The 4923-nt window shown below is 70.2% G+C and carries 5 protein-coding genes and 2 pseudogenes; 3 read left to right on the plus strand and 4 right to left on the minus strand.

Going from position 1 to position 4923, the window contains the following annotated elements; genetic code table 11:
• Window positions 1–80: pseudogene (locus ACWDTP_RS37340) on the minus strand (hypothetical protein); the annotation flags it as partial.
• On the opposite strand from ACWDTP_RS37340, the pseudogene ACWDTP_RS37345 reads away from it, so the two are divergent.
• A pseudogene (locus tag ACWDTP_RS37345) lies at window positions 80–580 on the plus strand (helicase HerA-like domain-containing protein); the annotation flags it as partial. The pseudogenes ACWDTP_RS37340 and ACWDTP_RS37345 sit on opposite strands and share 1 nt — an antisense overlap.
• A 92-nt stretch (window positions 581–672) precedes the next feature.
• Here ACWDTP_RS37345 and cmrA read toward each other — a convergent pair.
• Window positions 673–1479 carry a mycolate reductase gene (cmrA, locus tag ACWDTP_RS37350; RefSeq protein WP_450028250.1) on the minus strand — a complete coding sequence of 269 codons (807 nt, stop codon included), beginning with the start codon at window positions 1477–1479 and terminating at the stop codon, window positions 673–675.
• Between the two features lie 43 nt (window positions 1480–1522).
• On the opposite strand from cmrA, the gene ACWDTP_RS37355 reads away from it, so the two are divergent.
• Window positions 1523–2824, plus strand: a complete 1302-nt coding sequence (locus tag ACWDTP_RS37355) for an MFS transporter (protein ID WP_450028251.1) — start codon at window positions 1523–1525, stop codon at window positions 2822–2824.
• Here the strand turns inward: ACWDTP_RS37355 and ACWDTP_RS37360 are convergent.
• Window positions 2821–3594 (minus strand): MmpS family transport accessory protein, encoded by a 774-nt coding sequence (locus ACWDTP_RS37360; protein ID WP_450028252.1) that lies wholly within the window; start codon window positions 3592–3594, stop codon window positions 2821–2823. The genes ACWDTP_RS37355 and ACWDTP_RS37360 overlap by 4 nt on opposite strands.
• Before the next feature lie 110 nt (window positions 3595–3704).
• Window positions 3705–4301 (minus strand): SACE_7040 family transcriptional regulator, encoded by a 597-nt coding sequence (locus ACWDTP_RS37365; protein ID WP_450028253.1) that lies wholly within the window; start codon window positions 4299–4301, stop codon window positions 3705–3707.
• Between the two features lie 82 nt (window positions 4302–4383).
• On the opposite strand from ACWDTP_RS37365, the gene ACWDTP_RS37370 reads away from it, so the two are divergent.
• Window positions 4384–4923: carboxyl transferase domain-containing protein (locus ACWDTP_RS37370; RefSeq protein ID WP_450028254.1), on the plus strand; the 540-nt coding region annotated here is incomplete at its 3' end.

Below are 4923 nucleotides of genomic sequence, written 5' to 3' on the forward strand. Positions count from 1 at the left end.
GCCGTGGACTGCTCGACGCCTTCGGCCTCCAGCAGTTGCTTGAGCAGCGGCACGCACGACCCGCACGAAGTGCCCGCGGCTCACCAAGACGGTGCGGACCTACCCCAAGACCGATGTGTACGACCTGGAGGAGGCGCTGACCTCACTGGGAATCGGTGAGGCCGTGGTCACGGTGCTCTCGGAGCAGGGCGCGCCGACACCGGTGGCGTGGACCAGGATGCGGGCACCGCGCTCGCTGATGGCCGCCATCGGTGATGACGCCGTCAAGGCCGCCGCGCAGGCCAGCCCGCTGCAGGCCACCTACGGTGAGACCGTCGACCGGGATTCGGCCTATGAGCGGCTGGCCGCCAAGCTGGCCCCGCCGGCCGAGAAGGACGCGCCGGGCGGCGGATTCGCCGGTGCGGAGGCCTCGGGTGAGGTCGAGTCGATGCCCGCGCCGGCGGCCGAGGCCGAGGGGCCCGGGTTCTTCGAGAAGATGGCGTCGAGCCCGGCGTTCAAGAGCGCGATGCGTTCGGCGGGCACGGTCATCGGGCGTGAGATCACCCGCAGCATCTTCGGGACGGGCCGGCGCAGGCGCTGAAGCGTGTGCCGTTTTCTACCTGGGGGTCGCGATGAGCGCGCGGCAACGGCCCTGGTGTAGAAACGGCGCGAGCCGCCGCGACTAGGAAACACCTACCCGCCGCCGAGCCGCTTGTAGACGGCGCCGACGATCGGGGTGACGATGGACCGCGGCGCGTAGCCGCTGGCCATTGACATCGCCTTGGACGTCACACCGGGCACCACCCGCATCTTGTTGCGCTCCAGCCCGTCCAGCGAAAGCTTCGCGGTGTATTCGGTGTCGATCCACAGGAAGTCGGGGATCAGCCGCTCCACCAGCGACTGCTCGGCGGGGTCGGGCAGGTCGGTGCGGACCGGGCCGGGCGCCAGCACCGTGACATGCACTCCGGCGCCCTTGAGTTCGCCGCGCAGCGACTCGCTGAAGGTGTTGGCGAAGGCCTTGGAGGCCGCATAGGTGGCGTTGTTGGGGATCGGTGAATTGCCCGCCGCCGAACCGGAGATCAGGATCCCCCCGGCCCGGCGTTTCACCATGCCCGGCAGCACGGCGAGCGCAAGGTCGTGCACGCCAAGGACATTCAGCTGAACCTGGGCCTGCTCCCCGGCCGGATCGAGGTCGGCCACCGGGCCGAACGTCGCGGTGCCCGCGTTGGCGCACAGGATCGAGATCTCGCGGGTGGCGAGCTCGTCGCACAATGATTCCCTGGCCGCCGGATCGGCGAGGTCGACGGCGCGCACCTCGACGGTGACGCCGTAGCGCTCGGTGAGCCGCCCGGCCAGCGCGGTCAGCACGTCCTCGCGGCGCGCGGTGATGATCAGGTGGTGTCCGCGGGCCGCGAGTTCGGTGGCCAACGCCTCGCCGATGTTCTGCGAGGCGCCGGTCACCACGGCGCGGGCCTGGAGGCTGGGAGCGGGTACTGGCATGCGGCTCATCCTAGAAGCCCCCCGAACCCATACAGTGTCGGTCATGATCAACCCCGGCCGGACACGGGTGCTTGCGTGGGCGCTGTGGGACTGCGGCGCCACCGGCCTCAACGCGATCGTCGTCACGTTCGTTTTCTCGGTGTATCTCACCGGGTCGGTCGGCGCGGATCTGCCCGGCGATACGACGCCGGCCAGCTGGCTGGGCCGGGCCATGACGGTCGCCGGGCTTGCGGTGGCCCTGCTGGCCCCGGCCACCGGGATCTGGGTCGACGCGCCGCAGCGTCGCCGCGGGGTGCTCGCCGTGATGACCGGTGCGGCGGTGCTTTTGACGGCGGCGATGAGCCTGATCCGTGACGATTACCACTATCTGCTGCCGGGTCTGGTGCTGCTGGCCTGCACCGCCGCGTGCAACGAACTGGCCACCGTGCCCTACAACGCCATGCTGCGTCAGCTGTCCACCCCGGACACCTCGGGGCGGGTGTCCGGGCTCGGCCTGGGATTGGGCTATGCCGGCAGCGTGGTGCTTCTGCTGCTGGCCTATGTCGGGTTCATCTCGGGTGACGGCGACACCCGCGGCCTGTTGGGTATCCCGGTCGAGGACGGGCAGAACGTGCGCGCGGTGATGCTGCTGGCCGCCGCCTGGTTCGCGCTGTTCGCGCTGCCGGTGTTCCTGTTCGTGCCGCGGGTGGCCGGTCTCGGCCCGGCCGACAAGGTCGGCTTCCTGGGTGCTTACCGCAAGTTGTGGTCCGAGGTCCGCGGTGAGTGGCGGCGTGACCGCAACGTCGTCTACTACCTGGTGGCGAGCGCGGTGTTCCGCGACGGGCTGGCCGGGGTTTTCGCGTTCGGTGCGGTGCTGGGGGTCAACGTGTACGGCATCTCACAGGGCGATGTGCTGCTGTTCGGGATGAGCGCGTGCGTGATCGCCGCGCTCGGGGCGGTGTCGGGCGGGCTGCTCGATGACCGGGTGGGGTCCAAACCGATCATCATCGGATCGCTGGTCTGCATGATCGTGGTGGGGCTGACGTTGCTGACGCTGTCGGGGCCGGTGGCGTTCTGGGCGTGCGGCCTGCTGCTGTGCCTGTTCATCGGGCCGACGCTGTCCGCGGCGCGGACGTTGATGCTGCGCATGTCGGTCGAGGGCAAAGAGGGCGTGGCGTTCGGCCTCTACACCACGGTGGGGCGCGCGGCGTCGTTCCTGGCGCCGTGGCTGTTCTTCGTCTTCATCGACGTGTTCGACGCCGACCGGGCCGGTATGGGCGGCCTGGTGCTGGTGCTGGCCGCGGGCCTGGCCGGCATGGTGGCCGTGCGCACCCCCGCCAGGGAGCCGGCCCGTCCGGGCGTCTAGGGGCGAGCGCCGACGCAGATGGTCAGGCCGCTGCCGGTGCGGTGTTGGGTCTGCACACCGTTGACCGTCACGGTGCAGGCGACCTCGGGTCCGAAGTTCAGGACGCTGACGCTGGCGGTTTCGCCAGCCGGCTGCGGGAGTTCCACCTGCTTGCTCCACGGCAGTATGACGTTGAACTCGGTCTGCAGCATCTTGCCCGCATCGAGGTAGGTGATGCTGATCGCCCGGCCCTCGCCGGTGACCTCGTAGGTGACGGTTTCGCTGGGCCCGGCCGGGATTGACGCCGTGGGCGGTGTGGTGACCGGTGGGACGGGGACCGGACGCGGTGATCGCGTCGTCGTCGGCGGTGCGGTGCTGGGCGACGCGCTGAAACCGGGTTCGGGGGTGACCGGCGACGGTGCGAGCACGGTCTCCTGCCGCGAACCGTTCGTGATCACCAGGGCGATCACCAGACCGACGACGACCAGCACCGCCAGGCCGGCCAGAATCCACAACCACAGGCGCGGCTCACGGTCCTTGGGGTCGTGCCCGGGCGGTTCACCGGGCGGTGGGTTGCCCCCGCCGTACTGCCCGGTCGCGTAAGGGTCGTAGCCGTAGGCGGGCATTTGGCGGGTCGGGCCGGGCACAGAGGGCGGCACAGTGGGCAGGGCCGGGTACCCGCCGCCGTACGCCGGCTGGTTCGCGTACGCCGGGTCCGGATAGTCCACGGGGTAGCCGCCGGCGACCGGCCGGGGCGCCCCCGACTCGTCGCGGCGTGGTGTTTCGGTCATGCCCACCTCATGGCTGCGAGGGTACCTGTGCGGGTGCTCAGTGTGCCGGGACCGAATGCCGCATCGGCTGCGGTCGGCCGGCGACCGTGACGCACATCGCATCGCCGACGCTAACCCGCGGCGGTCAGCGCCCCCAGCGTCATTCGCCGCAGGACGGCCCGCGACCGGGACTTGGGTGCGGCCGGTTTGACGCTGTGCGGGGTGGAGTTGAGCAAACCGAACGCGGCGTGGGCCATGACCCGGGCGTCCTCCTCGGGCAGACCGGTGTCGAGCCGGGTCAGCACCGACACCCAGATCTCGACGTACTGCCGCTGGGCCCGGCGCACCTGCCGTCTGGCCGCATCAGGGAGGTGGCCGAGGTCGCGGTCCTGGATCCGGATCAGGTCGGGCTCGCCGAATACGAAGTCGAGATGAAAGTCGACCAGGCTGTCGAGCGACCGGGCCGGCTCGTCGGCCCGCGCCGTGACGGCGCGCGCCCCGGCGAGCAGCCGGGTGCTGATCCCGACCAGGAGTTCGACCAGCAGGGCCTCCTTGTTGGGGAAGTGCCGGTAGATCGCGGGCCCGCTGACCCCGACGGCCGCGCCGATGTCCTCCAATCGCACCGCGAGGTAGCCGCGCTCGGCGATCAGGCGCTCGGCGGCCGCGACGAGCTGGCCGCGGCGGTCCGATTTGGCCTGACTGCGGCGGGTAGGGGCGACCTCGGCCATGGCGCCTCCGGAGGGTAGACAGTTCGGTTAATCGTGACTAACATACCACCAGTTAGTCGTAATTAACTCAAATCGGAGCTGCATGTCATCTCACCGCGACGAACACCTGGCGCTGGTTTCGCAGTTGCGCACCAAGCTCGCGACCGCGGCCCTCGGCGGGCCCGAGCGGGCGCGGGAACGCCACGTCGGCCGGGGCAAGCTGCTGCCCCGCGACCGCGTCGACGGCCTGCTCGACCCGGGCAGCCCGTTCCTGGAAGTGGCCGCGCTGGCCGCCGACGGCATGTACGACGACGAGTGCCCCGGCGCGGGCATGATCGCCGGAATCGGGCGGGTATCCGGCAGGGAATGTGTGATCGTGGCCAACGATGCGACCGTCAAAGGCGGTACCTACTACCCGATTACGGTGAAAAAGCACCTGCGGGCCCAGGAGATCGCGCTGCAGAACCGGCTGCCGTGCATCTACCTCGTCGATTCCGGAGGAGCGTTCCTGCCGCGCCAGGACAAGGTCTTCCCCGACCGTGAGCATTTCGGCCGGATCTTCTATAACCAGGCCACCATGAGCGCCGCCGGTATCGCCCAGATCGCCGCGGTGCTCGGCTCGTGCACCGCGGGCGGCGCCTAC

The sequence above is a fragment of the Mycobacterium sp. NPDC003449 genome, assembly GCF_053588415.1.

What these genes read in the sequence shown, in the direction of transcription:
- ACWDTP_RS37355 (WP_450028251.1), top strand. Translation starts at nt 1,523, where the DNA reads ATGATCAACCCCGGCCGGACACGGGTGCTTGCGTGGGCGCTGTGGGAC.
- ACWDTP_RS37365 (WP_450028253.1), bottom strand. Translation starts at nt 4,301, where the DNA reads ATGGCCGAGGTCGCCCCTACCCGCCGCAGTCAGGCCAAATCGGACCGC.
- cmrA (WP_450028250.1), bottom strand. Translation starts at nt 1,479, where the DNA reads ATGCCAGTACCCGCTCCCAGCCTCCAGGCCCGCGCCGTGGTGACCGGC.
- ACWDTP_RS37360 (WP_450028252.1), bottom strand. Translation starts at nt 3,594, where the DNA reads ATGACCGAAACACCACGCCGCGACGAGTCGGGGGCGCCCCGGCCGGTC.